Below are 18790 nucleotides of genomic sequence, written 5' to 3' on the forward strand. Positions count from 1 at the left end.
CATGGGGAGGGTGGCCGTCATCGGCGCGCGGACCAGCGTGGGCGGGCTGGCTCTGGCCGGGGTCGAGGTGCTGGTGGCGGAGGATCCGGACGCCGTCCGCCGTGCCTGGCGGGAACTGCCCGGCACCGTCGTCCTGGTGATCCTGACCGCGTCGGCCGCCGAGACGCTCGGCGCCGAGGCCATGGGGCCGGAGCCGGATCAGGCGAGGCCGCTGACGGTGGTGATGCCCCGATGACGGCAGTGGACGAGCTGGATCCGGTGCGCGCCGAACTGCTGCGTGCCGCCCGGGCCGAGGCCGAGGCCGCCGTGGAGCGGGCGCGGGCGGATGCGGCGAAAGTCCTGCGTGCTGCGCGCGCCGACGCCGAGCGGATGCTGGCCCGGGCGCGGGAGCTGGGCGCCGCCGACGGACGCGCCGCGGCCGCGCGGGAGCGGGTGCGCGCCGCCGAGGAGGCCTGGAGCCGGGAACTGGCGGCCCGCGCCGAGGTGTACGCGGATCTGCGGGCCGGGGTGCGCGCCGGGGTACGACGGGCGCTGGCCGACCGCGGGGTACCACCGGGCAGGCTCGGGGAGAGCTCCCGGCCGGGCCGGGAACCCGAGGTTCGTGCCGAGCCCGACACCGACTTTGGGGACGAGGCCCGTTCCGGCGCACGGCGAGCGTCGTCCGGAGCGCCGGTCCCGGCCGACCGTCTCGTCCAGATCGCCAGGGCGCTGCTCGGCGCGGACGCGCGGATCACGGCCGTACCCGGCGGCGGAGTCACCGCCGACGTACCCGGACGCCACCTCGACCTCTCCGCGGACACCCTTGCCGACCGCGCTCTGGAACGCCTGGGCGCCCGGATCGAGAGTCTCTGGGGCGAGCCGTGACCGTCACGTCCTCGCGGATCCTGCGCGTCGCCGGGCCTCTGGTGGAGATGGCGTGCCCGGCGTCCGTGGCCATGCACGACCTGGTGCTGCTGGGAACCGCCCGGCTGCCGGGCGAAGTGGTCGCCGTCCAGGGGGACACGGCCACCGTCCAGGCGTACGAGTACACGGGTGGTCTGGCACCGGGACACCCCGCCGAACCACAGGGCCACCCGCTGTGGGTGCGGCTCGGCCCCGGGCTGCTCGGAGGTGTCTTCGACGGCCTGCTGCGTCCGCTGTACGGCGCCGGCGACCTGCTGCTCACCGGCGGACCCGGTGGTGCGCCGGACGGGCGCAGCTGGCGGTACACCCCACGGGTGGCCGAGGGCGCCCGGGTCGCGGCCGGTGACGTCCTCGGCGAGATCAGCGCGGCCGTGCCCCTGCGGCTGCTCGTCCCGCCCGGCCTTTCGGGCGCGGTGGGCGCCCTGGCGAATGCGGGCGAGTACGCCGCCGACGCCGTGCTGGCCGCCGTGGACGGGCACGAGGTGCGCATGGCGCAGACCTGGCCGGTGCGCCGGCCGCGCCCGGTGGCGGGGCGGCTTCCCGCCGAGCTGCCGCTGCACACCGGGCAGCGCGCCGTCGACCTGCTCTTTCCGGTGGCCCGGGGCAGCACCGTCGCCGTCCCCGGCGGATTCGGCACCGGCAAGACCATGCTGCTCCAGCAGATCGCCAAGTGGTGCGACGCCGACGTCATCGTCTACGTCGGCTGCGGAGAGCGCGGCAACGAGATGGCCGACGTCATCGAGGAGCTGGCGGAGCTGTCCGACCCGCGCACCGGTGGCCGGCTGTCGGAGCGCACGGTGACGATCGCGAACACCTCCGACATGCCGATGATGGCCAGGGAGGCGAGTGTGCACACAGGGGCCACGGTCGCCGAGTACTTCCGCGACATGGGCCTCGACGTCGTCGTCATCGCCGACTCGACGTCCCGCTGGGCGGAGGCGCTGCGGGAGTTCGCCTCCCGGATGGGCGAACTCCCCGCCGAGGAGGGCTATCCGGCCGGACTTGCCTCACAACTGGCCGCGTTCTACGAGCGGGCCGCGGCCGTACGCACTCTCGGCGGCGACACCGGGTCGGTCACGGTGCTCGGCGCCGTCTCCCCGCCGGGCGGTGACCGCACCGAGCCGGTCACCGCGCACACCGAACGGTTCGTACGGTGCCTGTGGAGCCTGGACCGCGACCTCGCCTACGCCCGCCACTACCCGGCCGTCTCGTGGTCGGACTCCTTCTCCCGGGACGCCTCAGCCCTGGCCGCCGCCCACGCGCGCGCCGGGGACCCTGACTGGGCGGGCCGGCGAGGACGGGCCGCCCGACTGCTCGCCGAGGCGGACCGGCTGGCAGACCTCGTCGAACTGGTCGGCATCACGGCCCTGCCGCCGCGTGAGCGGATCAGCGTGCTCGCCGGGCGGCTGCTGCGCGAGGCCGTGATCCAGCAGAGCGCGCTGTCCCCGGCGGACGCCTACAGCGCGCCCGAGAAGACGGCCGCCCTGGTGGGGGCCGCGCTGGCGGTGGTCGACCGCTGCCTGGAACTGGTGGACTCCGGCACCACGGCGGACGCCGTCGAGGCGGTCGACTTCACCCCGTTGCTGCGAGCCCGTGAGGACGCCGGCCCGGCGCAGACCGCGCCGGTGACGGCGGCCCGCGACACGGTGCTGGCCCGGCTCGCGGAGGCGGCGGGATGAGCGGGCCCGTGGACCCCGTGGACCCCGGGGACGTCGAGTACACCGGGGACGTCGAGTACACCGGGGTGCGGGAACTGCGCGGCCCCCTGGTGGTGCTGGAGGGCGTGTGCGGCGTCGGCTGGGACGAGTCCGCCACGATCGCCCTCGGCTCGGAGGACCGACGACACGGCCTGGTGCTGGAGGTGGACCGGGACCTCGCCGTGGTGCAGGTCCTGGAGGACACCGCGGGCATGGACCGCGGCTGCACCCGCGTCGCCTTCTCCGGCTCCCCCCTGCGCATCCCCGTCGGCCCCGGGTGGCTCGGCCGGGTGTGCAACGGGCGGGGCGAACCGGCCGACGGCGGGCCGCCGGTGCTGGGCGCCACCCACGCCGCGGTGGGCGGCGCTCCGATCAACCCGGTGCGCCGGGAGCCGCCGAACGAGCCGGTGCTGACAGGCGTGACCGCCGTGGACGTCCTCACCACCCTGGTACGCGGCCAGAAGCTCCCGGTGTTCTCCGTGGCCGGGCTGCCGCACCTGGAACTCGCTGTGCAGATCGCGGCCCAGGCGACCTGCGGCGGCGAGCCGTTCGCCGTGGTCTTCGCCGGCATGGGTCTCACCCACGCCGACGCCGCGTTCGTCCGCGCCGGGCTGGCGGAGCGGTCGGCCGCCCTGGAGCTGGTCCTGCTGCTCAACACCGCCGACGACCCGGTCATCGAGCGGCTGCTGACCCCACGGCTCGCACTGACGGTCGCCGAGCATCTGGCGTTCGCCGAGGGCCGTCACGTCCTGGTGGTGATGACGGACATGACGGCCTACTCCGAGGCGCTGCGCGAGGTGTCGGCCGCACGGGGCGAGATCCCCGCCCGCCGGGCCTACCCCGGCTACCTCTACAGCGACCTCGCCTCCCTCTACGAGCGCTGCGGGCGGATCCGGGGCAGGCCGGGATCGGTGACCGTCCTGCCGGTGCTCACCATGCCGGCGGGCGACATCACCCACCCCGTCCCCGACCTGACCGGCTACATCACGGAGGGGCAGATCGTGCTCTCCGCCGAGGTGTACGCGGCCGGCACGTATCCGCCCGTCGACCCGCTGGCCTCGCTGTCCCGGCTGATGCGCCACGGCGCCGGAAAGGGACGGACCCGGGCCGACCATCCGGTCGTGGCAGCGCAGCTGCTCGCCGCGCTGGCCCGGGCCCGGCAGGTGCGGGAACTCGCCGACCTGATCGGCCGGCCCGCGCTCAGCCCCGTCGACCTGCGCCATCTGGACCTTCAGGACGCCTTCCGGCAGCGGTTCCTCGCCCAGGCCACCGACGAGAACCGCACGCTGGACGACTCCCTGGACCGTGCCTGGGAGGTGCTGCTGATGCTGCCGCGCAGCCAGCTCGGCATGATCCCGGCGGAGCTGCTCGACGCCCACCGTGCCCCGGAGGGGGAGAAACCGTGAGCGGGCGGGTGAGCCGGGTACCGGCGGGCCGGGCCGGGCGGCTACAGCTGCGCCGCAGCCTCGCCACCGCGCTGCGCGGAGCGGATCTGCTCGAACGCAAACTCCGGCTGCTGCTCGACCGGGAGCGGGTGGCACGCCGTGCGGCTGAGGAGGCCGGCGAGGTCTGGCGGCAGCGGCTGGCCGAGGCGGACACCTGGCTGGTGCGGGGGGTGCTGCTCGGCGGCGAGGCCGCGCTCGCCGAGGCGGCGCCGACGGACCGGGCCGCAGCCGACGTCACATGGGCCGCGCTCATGGGCGTACGGCATCCCGCGACCGTGTCCTGGAAGGATGCCGTGCGCTCACCCGAGGAGCCGACCCCGCCCAACAGCGCGCTCGCGCATGCCGAGACGGCGTACCGCGCGGCGGTCCGGGCCGCCGCGGAGCACGCCGTCCAGCGCGCCGCAGCGGACCTGCTCGCCGCCGAGGCGGTGCGCACCCGGCAACGGGTCCGTGCCCTGCGCCGGCACTGGATCCCCCGGCTGCGGGACGAACTCACGGCGGTGGAACTGGCCCTGGAGGAAGGCGAGCACGAGGAGGCGGTACGACGCCGCTGGGCCGCCGCGCGCAGCGCCCGGTGACCGGGACCGGGCACGCGTACGACGCCGGGACCAAGCACGTAACCAAGCACGTGCACGACGGCGGGCCCGCTCGGGGCCCGCCGGAGAGGGAACATGCCACGTCAGCTGCCGTGCTGGATCTCGATGTGCCTGGCCTCGGCCTTCTCGGCCCCCAGACCCACGCTGATGGTCAGCATGCCGTCGGTGTAGTCGGCCTTGACGTCGTCCTCGTCGGCGCCGGACGGCAGGGTCACGCTACGGCTCATCGCGCCGTACCGGATCTCGCTGTGGCTCTTGTCGATGTCCCGTTCGGTGCGTTCGGCCTCGACCGTCAGCACCCCGTCGCCGATGACGACGTCGATGTCCTCGGGGACCATACCCGGCAGTTCGGCGCGCATGACATAGCGGCCGCCCTCCGTGTAGTCCTCGATCCGGACCGCGGGCATCGTCAGCCTGCTGGGAAAGGTCTCGAACCATTCCGGCACGTCCGGGAACGGGAACCTCTGCCTGTGTATCAGTGTGGCCATCGCCGTACCTCCTCGGCGGTCGTCGTGTCTGCCGACACCTCCAGTCCAGCTCGCCGGGCCCGCCCCGGCAGGGGCCGAACGGCCCGGGTCCGGGTCCCTGAAGTCCCTCTTCCGCCGCCGGTTCGCGGCCAGACCGGAGAGCGGGGCACCATCACACCCGGCGGCGATCACCATGTCCGACGTCACCACCACAGACCTCTACGAAGTGACCATGGCCCTGTCCCGTCTCCGGGAGGATATGCGCGCCCCGGCCACGTTCAGCCTCTTCGTACGCGAGCTGCCGCCCGGCCGGGGCTTCCTGGTCGCCGCTGGGCTGGAGTCCGCTCTGGACTTCCTGTCCCGCTTCCGCGTGGATCCGGGCGGACGCGACTCCGCCGCCGCGGTCGACCTGGCCTTCCAGGAGGCCGCGCTGCGCGGTGCCGAGGTGCGGGCGCTGTACGTGTGGCAGCCCGGCCACCTGAAGATCTTCGACGAGTACGAATCCCAGCAGGAGTGCCGTCGGCTGCTCTCCGAGACGGTGGCCGGCCGCCGAGCCCGGTATCCGGAGGTGGAACTCCGGCACGAATTGGTCGTCGGCCATCCGGTGCAGGTGCTCACCGAAGCCTCGGCGCACGCGCTGGGTCTGGTGGTGGGCACCCGGGGCCGCGGTGGCTTCACGGGCATGCTGCTGGGCTCGGTCAGCCAGGGCGTACTGCACCACGCCCGCTGCCCCGTCATCGCCGTTCCCACCCGGACGTGAGCCGCGTCCGGCAAGCGTGACACAACGGGGGGAAGCACCGTGACCGGCCGGACCGGACCTACGCCTGTTGGCCGGTCACGGACCGGTCGCTTTGTCCCAGACCGTACGATCACGACCGGGCAGGGCGCGTGCTGCGACACATGCCGGCTGACGGAGCCGATCAGTGCGCGCGCGACCCCTCCCCGGCCTCGGCGGCCCGCAGCAGGACATCGGTGGGGTTTCCGTGCACCAGACGGGCGCGGACCGAGGCCGTGTCCGCGCCGAGCACGTAGGTCAGCTCCTCAAGCATCCCCTGCCGGGCCTCCTCCTCGTCGACGTCAATGTCCACGGCCGGCGCCGACCAGCCGTACAGGCCGGGCTGCCCCCACACCGCGACCGCGTCCACGGTCCCGTCCACCAGCCCCGCGTACCGCACGGACCAGCGCAGCGCGTCGTACGAGGACGGCGACCCGTCGACGCCCACCACCACCGCCTTGGGAGCAGAGGTAACCAGATCCATATCCATGTGTCCCAACCTCTCCTTCGGCGTGCGCGGGGTCCGGCCCAAGGTCTCAGCGGGTGTAGCGCGTCACCCAGTCGGGCTCCACGCGTTCCCATTCGCGGGCCCACTGAGCGAGGCGACGGCGGTCGATGCACTTACCGAGGGCCCACCGCACGCCACAGGCGGTGGCCACACCACTGAATGCGGTCGCGCACCCCGCCGCCACACCGGCGGTCGCCGCGAAGTCCCGGGCCGGGGGCGGCGCGGCTATGTCGCCGTGGGCGTCCAGCCACACGGTCGCGGTGGCTCCGCGATGGAGCCAGGCCCGCACCGGTGTGGCGCCCGTGTGGTCGCCGTTGCGGTCGCTCCAGTGCACGAGCGCGTGGAAACCGGACTGCGCGCCGGGGCGGTCGCCGCTCGACCGCGCTTCCGTCAGCAGGCTTGCCGTCACCGGGTGCAATCGTGCCAGCCGCGTCTGTCGAGCCAGCATGTGGTGGTCGTACACCGCATGTCCGACGCACCATGCCCCGAACGGCACCGCCACAAGTGCGATGACGGCCAGGAAGACCTGAAGTCCGCGTTCCAGCCGGTCCATCGGCCGTTCCAGTGACCCCGGTTCGCCGTCTGCCGCACGCCGAGCCCGCTTGCCGGGTGGGCCGGATGTGTGTCGGCGACCGGGAAGACGCGGTGTCCGCATGGCACGGCCCTCCGCTTCGACAAGGTCGAATGCCCCACCGCCCCACCTTCCTCCGTCGCACATCCCTCCGGGCAGGGGCCGCGCGGTCCTTCGTGAGTGCCGTTCGGCCCCACTGGACAGGGCACCCCGGGAGTGATGCTGGAAAGTGCCGCCGACCCGTCCTGGCCGCGCGGACAGGTCCGACTCGCTGGAGCGGGCGAGGGCTGTCACGCCAGGACGCGGAAACGGCGGTTCCGCGGACGGACGGAGTGACGATGAGCAAGCGCACCCTTGTCGGCCGGCGGGCCGCGCGCTCCCGATGCGGCGACCGGCTGCCGTCGGCGAGCGCAGCCCGGTCGCAGGCCGCGAAACCAACGGCCGGTTCCGTCCGCCTACGTCGGGCGCAGCACGACTGGCTGCTCCTGTCGGACGGTACGTGGCGACACGTGGAGACGATCCGTGTGCGGAGTCTGTTCGGCTGAGAGTCAGGAGAACCGCACGAGCCGACCTGGGCCCGTCGAGATGCTCCTGGGCGCCCGGACACCTCTGCGGCGGCCCGTCCGCTCTCTTGGGCCGCACGTCGGTCCGAGAGAGACTCTTCGGCCCTGTGACGCATGCGGCTTCCGTCCGACGGTGGAGATGCGGGAGACCGACCACCCCCGGGTCACACCGGTATCTGCCGAGGTGATCGCGCCGAGACGAGGAGAAAGCGATGTCGCACACAGGTCAGTGGAAGATACGCCTCCATCTCTTCGGGGAAGACGACTGCATGCCGGCAACGGAACTGCGCACTGCCACCCGGCGGACACGAACGTGCCGGAGATCGGCGACGAACCGGCAGCGGGCAGGTCTTGAACGATCTCGCCCGGCAGCTGCTGGACACCGCCGACCGAGACATCCAGGGGATGGCCGGAAACCGGCCGACCGCCGGTGAGACCTCCGGATGGCCAGTCTGACTCCGGGCGGACGCGAAGGCAGGAACCGGAAGAAGGGTGCCGGGAGCAGTCCCTCCGGCAGCCGATGTGCCCGGTGGCGAAAGACCACGGGTCGCCACGTCGCCGGCGTCGAGGGCCCGCCCCGTGCGGTGGCGTGTCCCGCGTGGCACGTTGGATGGAGCATCATTCTGCGGAGAGGGGCCGATCATGCGAGCTCACCTCGGCGACCAGCTCGTCATCGAGAGCCCGGCGACCGGAGCCGCCAGGCGCGACGGCGAGATCGTCGGACTCCACCACGAGGACGGCACACCCCCCTACGACGTGCGCTGGTCGGACACGGACGAGGTGACGCTCGTCTTCCCGGGCTCCGACGCCCACATCCACCATCTTGAGCACGGACAGCCCGGCGCCGGCCGAGCGGTACAGCCGGATGTCAGTACGACGCAGGTCGTACTCCCGGCCGGGGAGGCCAATCCCGGCGACATCGGCCGACGTGTGGCCGCGGAACGCCGCAGGCAAGGATTCAGCCGTGCGGAAACCGCCCGCCGAGCCCGGATGGCCCCCGACTACCTGGCCTACCTCGAAGAACAGCCCGCCGATCCCTCCGTAGCGACTCTGATCAAGCTGGCCGCCGCACTGGGCACCTCGGTCACCGCCCTGCGTGGCGGAGGCATGGATCTTCCGCCCGGTCAGGGCCGTGCTCTGCTGCACCCGCGGCTGCGGGACCTGGACACGGAAGAGTGCCGCGCCCTGCTGGCCACGCACGGCGTGGGGCGCATCGCGGTGTCGTCGTCCGACGGCCGCCCGGCGATCGTGCCTGTCAATTACGAGGTCGTCGACGACGCCATCGTCTTCCGGACCGCCCCCGACTCGGTGGCCGCGTCGGCAGCCGAAACGGAGGTCGCCTTCGAGGTGGACCACGTGGACGAGGCCCTGAGCCAGGGCTGGAGCGTGCTCGCCGTCGGCCCCGCGAGCATCGTGACGGAGCCGGAGGCCGTGCGCGGGCTCGCCCGGCGTGCGCATACCACGCCCTGGGCCGGGGGTGTGCGGGAGATGTGGGTCTCGATCAGGCCCACGAGCCTGACGGGCCGCCGCATCACCGCGGCCGACCAATGAGGAACGCCACCCGAGCATGAGGCACCGTGCGGTTCGGAATCCATTGGGCCGTCACCGCACCCTGGCATACCACAATCCGGCCGGAGGCCCGGTGGTGTGGCGGGACCCTGCCACACCGCGCGGTGCGGATGCGGCGCCGCGCGAGTGGACCGGAGAGTCCCGGGCGACCAGTGGTGCCGGGCTCCGGATGAGCCCAGGCTGGAAGGACACGCCCCGCTGAAAGGAGTCCGTGCGATGGCCTCCGCCACCACCATGACCGCGGCTCTTGAGTCCGTGCACCGCGAGCGGCTGATGCGGCTCGCCCGCGAGGTCTCCTTCGCGGCCGGGACCCGGCTGTTCGAAGAGGGTCGGCACGCCGACCGTTTCTGGGTCGTGCGCACCGGGACCGTCGCCCTGGACCTGCATGTGCCCGGCCGACGCACCGCCGTCATCGAGACCCTCGGGCAGGGTGAACTCGTCGGCTGGTCCTGGCACTTCCCGCCGTACCTGTGGCAACTGGGTGCCGAGGCGATGAGCCCGGTGCGGGCCTGGGAGTTCGACGCCGGGTCGGTCCTGGAGATGTGCGCCGAGGACGCCGGGTTCGGCCGGGCGATCGCCGTCTGGGTCGGGCGGGTGACCGCCCAGCGGCTGCACGCTTCCCGGGTCCGCCTGCTCGACCTGTACGCCCCCTACGGAAGCGGTGGGCTGACGTGACTGGCTGCGTTCACAAGGAACTCATGAACGGAGCCCGTGTGCGGAGTCTGTCCGGCGGAAAGCCGCACGCGCGGGCGGAGTCACGAGGTGCGGTCGGGTGAGATCTGCACGAAGGGCCTCAGGCGAGACACCCCCGCGACAGCACCGTGGCCGGCCGAACGCCCCGGCGCTTCGCTCCACGCAGGAGCACCTGCCGCCACCCCCTACGGCTCATGGTTCCCCTCGTACGCCTGTCGTACGGAGGCGGCCACGCGGTCGGTCAGTCCGGGCAGGGCCGAGCGCACGGCGTCGCTGAGACGCTCGCCCAGTCCGATGTCGGCGACCTCCATGGCATGCACCACGAGTTCCGGCGGCATTCGGCAAAGAGCCTCAGCCAGGGCCATACAGTCCCCCAGGCCAAAGGCGTGCGTGCTCGCCGTGGCCCGTGTGTGCCCGGCGGCCTGGGCCGGTGTCAGCGTGTGCAGCTCACCGGGCCGGGCCGGGTGGGTACGGAGGGCTTCCACGACGATCACGGTGTGCGCGTCGCGCCACAGTTCGAGCAGCCTGGCGGGCTCGCCGTCGCTGACCGCCAGCACGGTGTCGTCGGGCACCCGGCCCCGCAGCGCCTCCACCACGGCCGGGCCGATCCCGTCGTCACCGCGCAGGGGATTGCCCACGCCGATCACCACGACCCGGCCGTTCATGCGCGGTCCACGGTCACGTCGAGGAAGTGGGCGGCGCAGGAGATGCAGGGGTCGTGGTTGCGGATGGCTCGTTCGCACAGGTGGGTGAGTTCGACGTCGCTGATGTCGGGACCGTCCCGGTCCAGGCGTGACTGCACCGCCCTGCGGACGTCCTCCTCGATGGCCGTCTGGTTCTGGGCGGTGGGCGGGATGATGCGAGCCCCGGTCAGCGTGCCGTCCCCGGTGAGGGTGTAGCGGTGGTACAGCAGACCGCGTGGCGCCTCGGTGGCTCCCACGCCGACCGCCTCGCGCGGCGGGACCTCGACAGCGGGCCGGGGAGGCCGTTCGTAGCCGTCGATGATCCGCAGGGCCTCCTCGACGGCCTGTACGACCTCGACGGCTCGTACGACGATGCTCCGGAAGGGGTTGTCGCAGACCGCGCCCGAGGCCGGATCGCCCAGCCCGGCATGCCGCGCCGATTCGGCGGCCACAGGATGCAGCCAACGACCGTTGATCGCGTAGCGGGCCAGCGGGCCGGTCAGGAAGCGGCGGCCGTCCAGGGTGGCGGTGAGCGCGGTGGAGTGCGGTACCTGTTCTTCCCGGACGTGTTCTTCGAATTCGGACAGGGGGAACTCCAGCGGCGCCGGATCCGCCACCGTGGGCGTCCCGGAGTCGATGGCGTAGCGGCCGGGGTCGCTCAGTGCGAACAAGGCGTGGTCGCACACGGCGTCGGGAAAGTCGAACGCCGCCACCCAGCGGACCGTCTCCAGGGCGTCCTCCCTGGCCTGGCGCAGCCGGTCCGCCAGGGGCCGGAGTTCGTCCGGTGCCGGGGTCCGGTGGAAGCCGCCGATCCGGACGTTGACCGGGTGGATGGGTCGGCCGCCGAGCTGTTCGAGGATCGCATTGCCTGTCTGCTTGATCCGCAGGCCGCGTTCCACGGCCGCGCGCTGGTCGCGGGCGAGTTCCACCACGTCCGCGCGGCCGAGGAAGTCCGGCGCGTGCAGAAGGTGGATGTGCAGGGTGTGGCTCTCGATCCACTCGCCGCAGTAGAGCAGGCGGCGCAGGTCGGCGAGAGGGCCGTCCACCGTGACTCCGCAGGCGTTCTCGATCGCCTGGCAGGCGCTCATCTGGTAGGCGACCGGGCAGATGCCGCAGATGCGGGACGTGATGTCGGGGGGCTCGGTGTGGCCCCGGCCGGTCAGGAGTGCCTCGAAGAAGCGTGGCGGTTCGTAGATGCGCAGCCGTGTCCCGGTGACCGAACCGTCCTGGACGTTCATGTGGAGGGCCGCTTCGCCCTCCACCCTGGCCAGCGCGTCCAGCCGCAGGACACGGGTTCCGCGAGGGTTCATGCGGGCCTTTCCGGGCGGTTTTCCGAGCCGGTCCGGGAGCTGTGGCACTCCTCGGCCGCGAGTTCGGGTACGGGGGCATGTTCCGGTGAGGTGGCGTTGAAGGTGCGGAAGACACGCTGGATGTCCCGCTCGCTCATCCCGTCGTGGTGCAACTGGGCGATCATGGAGCGCAGGTTGGGCCGGCTCGCCGGTCCGAAGCAGCCGTAGCAGCCGCGTCCGTACGCGGGGCAGATCGCGCCGCATCCGGCGTGGGTGACCGGGCCCAGGCAAGGCGTGCCGTGGGCCACGGTGATGCAGGTGGTGCCGCGTCTCTTGCACTCGAAGCAGACGCTGTGGCTCGGGATCCGGGGTTTGCGTCCGGCCAGGTAGGCGGTGATGACTTCGAGGAGCTGGCGGCGGTCGATGGGACAGCCGCGCAGTTCGAAGTCGACCGGGACATGGGCCGAGATCGGTGTCGAGGTCCCGAGCGTGGAGATGTACTCCGGGCGGGCGTAGACCGCGGCGAGGAACTCGTCGACGTCGGCGAAGTCGCGCAGGGCCTGGATGCCGCCGGCGGTGGCACAGGCTCCGATGGTCACCAGGTACCGGGAGACACGACGGACGTGCCGGATCCGCTCGGCGTCCTCGGGGGTGGTGATCGACCCTTCGACCAGGGAGAGGTCGTACGGCCCCCGGCCCTCCAGCCGGGCGCGCTCCCCGTCGGCACCCTCGACGGAGGTCATCTCCAGGAAGTGGTCGATCCTCACCCGGTCGGCAAGGCCGAGGAGTTCGTCCTCACAGTCGAGCAGGGTCAGCTGGCAGCCGTCGCAGGAGGCGAACTTCCACACGGCGAGCGTGGGCCGGGGATCGGGGGCCGGACCGGGCTCGATGACCATGTCACAACTCCCTCACCAGGAGCAGGTGTGCCACGCGGTCGTAGCCGACGACCGGACCGTCCCGGCACAGCAGCAGCGGGCCGAGCTGGCAGTGGCCGCAATGGCCGGTGGCGCACCGCATGTTCCGTTCCAGGGACACCTGGACGCGGTCCGGGACCACTCCCCGGGCCACGAGGTCCCGTGCGGTGTGACGCATCATCACCTCGGGCCCGCACACCAGCGCGCGGGTCCGTTCGGGGCGCAGGTCGAGGCCGTTCAGGAGCGTGGTGACCACGCCGACCGCACCGTGCCAGCCAGGCCCGGGGCGGTCGACGGTCACCACCACGTGCGCCGGGCCGTGCCAGCTGTCGATCTCGTCCCGGTAGATCAGCTCGGCGGGGGTACGGGCGCCCACCAGGACCGTGAGCCGACCGTACTCGTGCCGTCGTTCCAGGACGGCGTGCACGACCGGCCGCAGCGGGGCCAGTCCGATACCGCCGGCGATCACCAGCAGGTCATGCCCGGCCGCCTCCGTCAGGTCCCAGCCGGTACCGTACGGCCCGCTGAGGCCGACGGTGCCCCCCGGCCGCAGCCTGTACAGCGCGGACGAGACCGCTCCCACGGCACGCACGGTGTGCACAAGGCCGCCCTGGTGACCGCGCAGGGCACTGACCGAGACGGGCACCTCGCCGACCCCGAAGGCGTAGATCATCGCGAACTGTCCCGGTGCGAACGGCGGGAGTCCGTGTCCGGACGGCACCAGCTCGATCGAACGGGTGTCGGCGGTCTCCCCCCGGGTGCCCGCGACCTGGTACGGCAGCGGAGGTGCCACGGCGGTCATGGCTGCTCCGTTTCCCCGGAACGCGTCCAGTCGTGCAGGGCGGCTGCCTCCTCCGTGATGTCGATCCCGACCGGGCACCAGACGATGCAGCGTCCGCAGCCCACACAGCCGGACGAGCCGAACTGGTCGTACCAGGTACCGAGTTTGTGGGTCATCCATTGCCGGTAGCGACTGCGCGCCGAGGCGCGGACCGGACCACCGTGCAGCTGGGAGAAGTCCAGGTCGAAACACGAGTCCCACAGCCGCCAGCGCTCCGCGTGGTCGCCGGTGAGGTCGGTGACGTCCTCGGTGGTGGTGCAGAAGCAGGTGGGGCACACCATGGTGCAGTTGCCGCAGGTCAGGCACCGTCCGGCGACGTCGTCCCAGCGGGGCGCGTCGAGCGTTGTGGCCATCAGCTCCCGCAGATCGGCCTCGGGCATGGTGCGGCCCATGCGGTCCGCGGCGGCCTCGACACCCGCACGCGCTGTCTCCCGGGTCTCCGGGTCGGCCGGGCGAGCAGGCAGTTCGGCCAGGATCGCGGCGCCTTCCGGGCTGCCGCTCCGCACCCAGAAACGATGCCCGTCCCCGTCGACCACCTCGGTCATGACCAAGTCGTAGCCGGGGCCGGCGGCGGGGCCGGTGCCCATCGAGACGCAGAAGCAGGTGGCGCCGGGCTCCGTGCACTCGACCACGATCAGCAGGGCTCCGGAGCGCCGCCCCTCGTAACCAGGGTCGTGATACGCCCCGCCGGTCAGCACCCGGTCCTGGACGGCGATGGCCCGCAGATCGCAGGGGCGTACTCCGAGGAAGGCGTAGCGCGGGAGCGCGGGCCGGTCGGCCGTGAGCACAAACTGCCCCTCCGCCCGGTCGGCGCTCCACTCCCGCACCCGTGGCGGGTGCAGGAACGGCTTCCAGGACTGCGGTCCCGCCGCATGCGCGAAGGCGGCACCGTCGGGCCTCTCACGCAGCCGGTACCGCCCGGCCTCCAGCTCGACGCCCCAGCCGTACGGCAGCGCGTCGGCCGACCGCAGCTCCGCCAGGACGATCGCACCGTCCCGCACCGTGGGTCCCACCACCGTGAAACCCCGCCCGGTCAGCACGTCGACCAGAGCGGCCATTCCGTCCTTGTCCATGACGACCCCGCCGGGCGCGGGGGCCGGGGAGACGTTCGCATCGGCGTCGGCGGTCATGACCGACCTCCTTCGCGGAGACCTGTTCGCCCCTCATTGCCCACGGCCGGGCCGGGCCGACCGCTCATGACTGTCATAGGGCGTGACTCTTCCGGGGCCGTTCCCGGTCATCGTCTCAAGCGATCGGCAGCCGTGCCACTGAGCCGTTCGGCCATGAGCAGGGGGCCGTTCGCCCCGGTGCGGGAGAGGCCGACCGGACGGATGATCGAAGGAGGCCCGGCGAAAGGAGGGGCCGTATGAGAGGGGAGACCATCCGGAAGGACACCCCGCCCGGGGCTGCCCCGAATCTGCGTGACTACGACGAGGAGTGCGCGGGTTTCTCGTGGTCGCGGGCGCGGGACGCGCTGCTGGGACTGCCCGGCGGGCGGGGACTGAACATCGCGTACGAGGCCGTGGACCGGCACGCGGCGTCGGACCGCGCGGGGACGGTCGCCCTGCGCTGTGTGGGTCGGGACTCGGTGACGCGCGTGACCTACGCTGATCTGGCCGGTGCCACAGCGCGGTTCGCCAATGTGCTGCGCGCCCTCGGGATCGGCCGGGGCGAGCGGGTGGTCACGCTGCTGGGACGGTGTCCCGAGCTGTACACCGTAGTCCTGGGGACGCTGAAGAACACCAGCGTCCTGTGTCCGCTGTTCTCCGCCTTCGGCCCTGACCCGGTGGGCCGACGACTGCGGCTGAGCGATGCCCGGGTCCTGGTCACCACAGCGGAGCTGTACCGCAGGAAGGTCGCCGGACAGCGCGACGAGCTGCCCGGACTCCGGCATGTGCTGATCGTCGGCGACGGAGCGGACGCGTCGGCGGGCACGCTCTCCTTCGACGCTCTCATGGCCGGCGCGGACGACATGTTCATCATTCCGCCCACCTCCCCGGACGACATGGCCCTGCTCCACTTCACCAGCGGCACCACGGGCACCCCGAAGGGGGCGGTGCACGTGCACGAGGCCGCCGTCGCCCACTACGTGACCGCGCGGTACGCCCTCGACCTGCACCCGGACGACGTGTACTGGTGCACCGCCGATCCCGGCTGGGTCACCGGCATGTCCTACGGGATCGTCGCCCCGCTCATGCACGGTGTGACGGTCGTGGTGGACGAGGGCGACTACGACGCCCGCCGCTGGTACCGGATCCTCGCCGAGCAGCGGGTGAGCGTCTGGTACACGGCGCCGACGGCGCTGCGCATGCTGATGCGGACGACACCGCGGACCGGGCCGTACGACCTGCCGCGCTCGTTCGACCTGGGTGTGCTGCGGTTCATCGCCTCGGTCGGCGAGCCGCTCAACCCGGAGGCCGTGCTGTGGGGGCGGGACGTGCTCGGGCTGCCGGTTCACGACAACTGGTGGCAGACCGAGACCGGCGCCATCATGATCGCCAACTTCGCCGCCTGCGACATCCGCCCCGGCTCGATGGGACGTCCGCTGCCCGGGGTGGAGGCCGCGGTGCTGCGGCGCGGCGAGGACGGCCGGGCCGAGGTGGCCGACGGGCACGTCACCGTGCTGGAGAAGCCCGGCGCGGAGGGCGAACTGGCGCTGCGGCCCGGCTGGCCGTCCATGTTCCGCGGCTATCTGCACGACGAGCGCCGCACCGAGGCGGCCTTCGCGGACGGCTGGTACCTCACCGGCGACCTGGTGCGGCGTGACGAGGACGGCTGGTACTGGTTCGTCGGCCGGGCCGACGACGTCATCAAGTCGGCGGGCCACCTCATCGGGCCGTTCGAGGTCGAGAGCGCCCTGATGGAACATCCGGCGGTCGCCGAGGCGGGGGTCATCGGCCGGCCCGACCCCGTGGCCGGGAACATCGTCAAGGCGTTCGTCGCGCTGCGACCGGGCTTCGATCCGACCACGGCCATGCGGCAGGACCTGCTGGCCTTCTCCCGGCGCCGGCTGGGCCCGGCCGTGGCACCCCGCGAGATCGCCTTCGACCAGCAGCTGCCGCACACCCGCAGCGGCAAGGTCATGCGCCGCCTGCTGCGGGCACGCGAACTCGGCCTGCCCGAGGGTGACATCTCCACCCTGGAGGATTCCGCACACGGCGCCTCCTCCCCGCAGGAAGCTCCGCAGGAAGCCCCGCCACGGCCCTCGCAGAGGACGGAGCGGTCCACATGAGCACCACCCGCACCCGGGCAAACCCTCAGACCGCCCACCGGCTGGCTCTGCTGGAGTCGATGCTGCGTGTCCGCCGGTTCGAGGAACGCTGCGTGGAGCTGTACAGCGCGGCGCGCATCAAGGGCTTCATGCACCTGTACATCGGTGAGGAGGCCGTGGCCGTCGGCGTCAACGAGGCGCTCACGGACGACGACGCGGTCGTGTCGACGTACCGGGAACACGGGCACGCACTCGCCCGCGGGGTGCCGGCCGAGGCGATCATGGCGGAGATGTTCGGCAAGGCGACCGGCTGCAGTCACGGCCGCGGCGGCTCGATGCACCTCTTCGACACCGGCCGGCGCTTCTACGGCGGCAACGCCATCGTCGGCGGCGGACTGCCGCTCGCGGCCGGCCTCGCGCTCGCCGACCGTATGACCGGCCGACACCGGGTCACCTGCTGTTTCTTCGGTGACGGCGCCTTCGCCGAGGGCGAGTTCCACGAGACCGCCAACCTCGCCGCGCTGTGGGGGCTGCCGCTGCTGCTCGTCTGCGAGAACAACCTGTACGCGATGGGCACCGCGCTGGCCCGCCACCAGGCCCAGACCGACCTCGCGCTGCGTGCGGCCGGTTACGGCATGGCCTCCTGGGCCGTCGACGGCATGGACGTCCTCGCCGTCGAGGACGCCGCCCGGCGGGCCGCCGAGGGGGTGCGCGGCGGAGGCGGACCGCACTTCCTGGAGATGCGCACGTACCGGTTCCGCGCGCACTCCATGTACGACTCCGACCGCTACCGCGAGAAGGCCGAGATCGAGCACTGGAAGGAACGCGATCCGGTCGAGGGACTCGCCCGGCGGCTGCGCGAGGCGAAGGAGCTGTCCGACAGAGCGCGCACCGCCCTGGAGGACCGCCTGACCGCCGAGATCGACGCGGCTGTCGAGGGGGCCGAGCGCGCGCCCGAGGAACCCGTCGAGGATCTGCTGAAGTACGTCACCAGCCCGGTGGAGGCGAGCCCGCCATGACCGCGACCCGCACCCGTACCCCGAAGCCCGCCGTCCCCTCCGACCGCAGGACGACCTACCGGGAGGCGATGCGCGAGGCCCTTCGCGAGGCGCTGCGCACCGACGAGCGGGTGTTCCTGATGGGCGAGGACGTGGGCCGGTACGGCGGATGCTTCGGCGTCAGCCTCGGCCTGCTGGAGGAGTTCGGGCCCGACCGGATACGTGACGCCCCGCTGTCGGAGTCCGCGTTCGTCGGCGCCGGCATCGGCGCGGCCCTGGCGGGTATGCGGCCGGTCGTCGAGATCATGACGGTCAACTTCAGCCTGCTCGCCCTGGACCAGATCCTCAACAACGCGGCGACCCTGCTGCACATGTCGGGCGGCCAGCTACCGGTCCCGATCGTGATCCGGATGACCACGGGCGCCGGGCGCCAGCTCGCGGCGCAGCACTCGCACAGCCTGGAGGGCTGGTACGCGCACATCCCCGGTCTGCGGGTCCTGGCCCCGGCGACCCTCACCGACGCCCGCCACACGCTGGCCCCCGCGCTCGCCGACCCCGACCCCGTGCTGATCTTCGAGCACGGCAGCCTGTACAACGTCTCGGGCGAACTGCCCGCCGACGCCGGCCCCGTCGACCTCGACCACGCGGCCGTCCGCCGAACCGGCACGGACGTCTCCCTGATCACCTACGGCGGCTCGCTGCCCAAGGCACTGGCCGCCGCGGACGACCTCGCGAGCGGCGGCATCAGCGCGGAGGTCGTCGACCTGCGCACCCTGCGCCCCCTGGACGACGCCACAGTCGGCGGCTCGGTCGCCCGCACGCACCGGGCCGTCGTCGTCGACGAGGGCTGGCGCACCGGCAGCCTCGCCGCGGAGATCTCCGCCCGTCTCACCGAGCAGCACTTCTACGACCTCGACGCCCCCGTCGAGCGGGTGTGCAGCGCCGAGGTGCCCATGCCGTACGCGCGCCGGCTGGAGGAGGCCGCGCTGCCTCAGGTGGACGGAATCGTCGCGGCCGCCCGCCGCACGGTCGGTGAGCCCGCGCCCGCCACCGGAAGGCCGGGCTGA

At 72.7% G+C, this 18790-nt stretch carries 18 protein-coding genes and 3 pseudogenes; 13 read left to right on the forward strand and 8 right to left on the reverse strand.

What is annotated here, in order from left to right; translation table 11 throughout:
* Position 1: 1 nt before the first annotated feature.
* The 5 genes from ACIRR9_RS47485 to ACIRR9_RS47505 are packed head-to-tail and all read left to right on the forward strand — an operon-like array spanning position 2 to position 4623.
* Positions 2-235, forward strand: coding sequence for a V-type ATP synthase subunit F (locus ACIRR9_RS47485; RefSeq protein ID WP_403765589.1), 234 nt, complete (start codon positions 2-4; stop codon positions 233-235).
* The gene (locus tag ACIRR9_RS47490) at positions 232-864 is read left to right on the forward strand and encodes a hypothetical protein (protein WP_403765592.1); all 633 of its coding nucleotides are present in this window, start codon (positions 232-234) and stop codon (positions 862-864) included. The genes ACIRR9_RS47485 and ACIRR9_RS47490 overlap by 4 nt, the downstream gene beginning before the upstream one ends.
* Entirely contained in the window at positions 861-2582 is a 1722-nt protein-coding gene (locus tag ACIRR9_RS47495; protein WP_403765595.1) for a V-type ATP synthase subunit A, read from the forward strand. The genes ACIRR9_RS47490 and ACIRR9_RS47495 overlap by 4 nt, the downstream gene beginning before the upstream one ends.
* On the forward strand, positions 2579-4006 hold the full coding sequence (locus tag ACIRR9_RS47500) for a V-type ATP synthase subunit B (protein WP_403765598.1): 1428 nt from the start codon (positions 2579-2581) through the stop codon (positions 4004-4006). The genes ACIRR9_RS47495 and ACIRR9_RS47500 overlap by 4 nt, the downstream gene beginning before the upstream one ends.
* Complete coding sequence (locus ACIRR9_RS47505; protein WP_403765601.1) at positions 4003-4623, forward strand: V-type ATP synthase subunit D; 621 nt, start codon at positions 4003-4005, stop codon at positions 4621-4623. Before ACIRR9_RS47500 ends, ACIRR9_RS47505 begins: the two co-directional genes overlap by 4 nt.
* A gap of 101 nt (positions 4624-4724) precedes the next feature.
* Here the strand turns inward: ACIRR9_RS47505 and ACIRR9_RS47510 are convergent, their stop codons facing one another.
* Positions 4725-5129 (reverse strand): Hsp20/alpha crystallin family protein, encoded by a 405-nt coding sequence (locus ACIRR9_RS47510; RefSeq protein ID WP_403765604.1) that lies wholly within the window; start codon positions 5127-5129, stop codon positions 4725-4727.
* A 172-nt stretch (positions 5130-5301) separates the two neighbouring features.
* On the opposite strand from ACIRR9_RS47510, the pseudogene ACIRR9_RS47515 reads away from it, so the two are divergent.
* Positions 5302-5472: pseudogene (locus ACIRR9_RS47515) on the forward strand (nicotinate phosphoribosyltransferase); the annotation flags it as partial.
* A gap of 15 nt (positions 5473-5487) precedes the next feature.
* Positions 5488-5868: pseudogene (locus tag ACIRR9_RS47520) on the forward strand (universal stress protein); the annotation flags it as partial.
* 89 nt (positions 5869-5957) lie between these two features.
* Here ACIRR9_RS47520 and ACIRR9_RS47525 read toward each other — a convergent pair.
* A pseudogene (locus ACIRR9_RS47525) lies at positions 5958-6367 on the reverse strand (universal stress protein); the annotation flags it as partial.
* 52 nt (positions 6368-6419) lie between these two features.
* Positions 6420-6944 (reverse strand): hypothetical protein, encoded by a 525-nt coding sequence (locus ACIRR9_RS47530; RefSeq protein ID WP_403765607.1) that lies wholly within the window; start codon positions 6942-6944, stop codon positions 6420-6422.
* A 720-nt stretch (positions 6945-7664) separates the two neighbouring features.
* Between ACIRR9_RS47530 and ACIRR9_RS47535 the strand changes: the two genes are divergently transcribed.
* From ACIRR9_RS47535 to ACIRR9_RS47545, 3 genes are all read left to right on the forward strand, one after another.
* The gene (locus tag ACIRR9_RS47535; RefSeq protein WP_403765610.1) at positions 7665-7880 is read left to right on the forward strand and encodes a dsRBD fold-containing protein; all 216 of its coding nucleotides are present in this window, start codon (positions 7665-7667) and stop codon (positions 7878-7880) included.
* A 287-nt stretch (positions 7881-8167) separates the two neighbouring features.
* Positions 8168-9076: a pyridoxamine 5'-phosphate oxidase family protein gene (locus tag ACIRR9_RS47540; RefSeq protein ID WP_403765613.1), complete on the forward strand. Its 909-nt coding sequence runs from the start codon at positions 8168-8170 to the stop codon at positions 9074-9076.
* A 234-nt stretch (positions 9077-9310) separates the two neighbouring features.
* On the forward strand, positions 9311-9769 hold the full coding sequence (locus ACIRR9_RS47545; RefSeq protein WP_403765616.1) for a Crp/Fnr family transcriptional regulator: 459 nt from the start codon (positions 9311-9313) through the stop codon (positions 9767-9769).
* A gap of 203 nt (positions 9770-9972) precedes the next feature.
* Here the strand turns inward: ACIRR9_RS47545 and ACIRR9_RS47550 are convergent, their stop codons facing one another.
* Genes ACIRR9_RS47550 through ACIRR9_RS47570 form a run of 5 tightly spaced genes read right to left on the reverse strand, consistent with a single transcriptional unit; the run spans position 9973 to position 14644 of the window.
* Positions 9973-10452 (reverse strand): hydrogenase maturation protease, encoded by a 480-nt coding sequence (locus ACIRR9_RS47550; RefSeq protein WP_403765619.1) that lies wholly within the window; start codon positions 10450-10452, stop codon positions 9973-9975.
* Entirely contained in the window at positions 10449-11780 is a 1332-nt protein-coding gene (locus tag ACIRR9_RS47555; protein WP_403765622.1) for a Ni/Fe hydrogenase subunit alpha, read from the reverse strand. The genes ACIRR9_RS47550 and ACIRR9_RS47555 overlap by 4 nt, the downstream gene beginning before the upstream one ends.
* A complete protein-coding gene (locus ACIRR9_RS47560; protein ID WP_403765625.1) occupies positions 11777-12655 on the reverse strand; it encodes an oxidoreductase in 879 nt (292 codons plus the stop codon). Before ACIRR9_RS47560 ends, ACIRR9_RS47555 begins: the two co-directional genes overlap by 4 nt.
* A gap of 1 nt (position 12656) precedes the next feature.
* Positions 12657-13475, reverse strand: coding sequence for an FAD/NAD(P)-binding protein (locus ACIRR9_RS47565; RefSeq protein WP_403765628.1), 819 nt, complete (start codon positions 13473-13475; stop codon positions 12657-12659).
* Entirely contained in the window at positions 13472-14644 is a 1173-nt protein-coding gene (locus ACIRR9_RS47570; RefSeq protein WP_403765631.1) for a 4Fe-4S dicluster domain-containing protein, read from the reverse strand. The genes ACIRR9_RS47565 and ACIRR9_RS47570 overlap by 4 nt, the downstream gene beginning before the upstream one ends.
* Before the next feature lie 236 nt (positions 14645-14880).
* On the opposite strand from ACIRR9_RS47570, the gene acsA reads away from it, so the two are divergent.
* Genes acsA through ACIRR9_RS47585 form a run of 3 tightly spaced genes read left to right on the forward strand, consistent with a single transcriptional unit; the run spans position 14881 to position 18790 of the window.
* Positions 14881-16746, forward strand: a complete 1866-nt coding sequence (gene acsA / locus ACIRR9_RS47575) for an acetate--CoA ligase (RefSeq protein ID WP_403765634.1) — start codon at positions 14881-14883, stop codon at positions 16744-16746.
* Entirely contained in the window at positions 16743-17744 is a 1002-nt protein-coding gene (pdhA, locus tag ACIRR9_RS47580; RefSeq protein ID WP_403765637.1) for a pyruvate dehydrogenase (acetyl-transferring) E1 component subunit alpha, read from the forward strand. Before acsA ends, pdhA begins: the two co-directional genes overlap by 4 nt.
* A complete protein-coding gene (locus tag ACIRR9_RS47585; protein WP_403765640.1) occupies positions 17741-18790 on the forward strand; it encodes an alpha-ketoacid dehydrogenase subunit beta in 1050 nt (349 codons plus the stop codon). Before pdhA ends, ACIRR9_RS47585 begins: the two co-directional genes overlap by 4 nt.

The organism is Streptomyces sp. NPDC101234 (assembly GCF_044767525.1).
Lineage (GTDB): Bacteria > Actinomycetota > Actinomycetes > Streptomycetales > Streptomycetaceae > Streptomyces > Streptomyces sasae.